2 protein-coding genes and 1 pseudogene are annotated in these 768 nt (G+C 50.0%); all 3 read left to right on the top strand.

Going from position 1 to position 768, the window contains the following annotated elements; genetic code table 11:
- Nucleotides 1–172: pseudogene (locus CBF90_RS16095) on the top strand (Replication protein P); the annotation flags it as partial.
- Nucleotides 169–459 carry a protein ren gene (locus CBF90_RS16090; protein WP_000145933.1) on the top strand — a complete coding sequence of 97 codons (291 nt, stop codon included), beginning with the start codon at nucleotides 169–171 and terminating at the stop codon, nucleotides 457–459. The pseudogene CBF90_RS16095 and the gene CBF90_RS16090, both read left to right, overlap by 4 nt.
- A gap of 73 nt (nucleotides 460–532) precedes the next feature.
- On the top strand, nucleotides 533–768 hold a 236-nt coding region (locus tag CBF90_RS16085), incomplete at its 3' end, for a recombination protein NinB (RefSeq protein ID WP_172407878.1).

Here is a 768-nt window from a genome sequence, read left to right as displayed (position 1 = left end):
GGCCGCAGATGAGCTTGTCCATATGACTGCGAGAATTAACCGTGGTGAGGCGATCCCTGAACCAGTAAAACAACTTCCTGTCATGGGCGGTAGACCTCTAAATCGTGCACAGGCTCTGGCGAAGATCGCAGAAATCAAAGCTAAGTTCGGACTGAAAGGAGCAAGTGTATGACGGGCAAAGAGGCAATTATTCATTACCTGGGGACGCATAATAGCTTCTGTGCGCCGGACGTTGCCGCGCTAACAGGCGCAACAGTAACCAGCATAAATCAGGCCGCGGCTAAAATGGCACGGGCAGGTCTTCTGGTTATCGAAGGTAAGGTCTGGCGAACGGTGTATTACCGGTTTGCTACCAGGGAAGAACGGGAAGGAAAGATGAGCACGAACCTGGTTTTTAAGGAGTGTCGCCAGAGTGCCGCGATGAAACGGGTATTGGCGGTATATGGAGTTAAAAGATGACCATCTACATTACTGAGCTAATAACAGGCCTGCTGGTAATCGCAGGCCTTTTTATTTGGGGGAGAGGGAAGTCATGAAAAAACTAACCTTTGAAATTCGATCTCCAGCACATCAGCAAAACGCTATTCACGCAGTACAGCAAATCCTTCCAGACCCAACCAAACCAATCGTAGTAACCATTCAGGAACGCAACCGCAGCTTAGACCAAAACAGGAAGCTATGGGCCTGCTTAGGTGACGTCTCTCGTCAGGTTGAATGGCATGGTCGCTGGCTGGATGCAGAAAGCTGGAAGTGTGTGTTTACCGCAGC

Origin of the sequence: Microbacterium sp. AISO3 (genome assembly GCF_002204305.1) — a bacterium.
In the GTDB taxonomy this organism is placed as follows: Bacteria; Actinomycetota; Actinomycetes; order Actinomycetales; family Microbacteriaceae; genus Microbacterium; species Microbacterium arborescens.
Note: the sequence above shows the minus strand (reverse complement) of the source record. Positions and strands in the feature narration are given on the sequence as shown.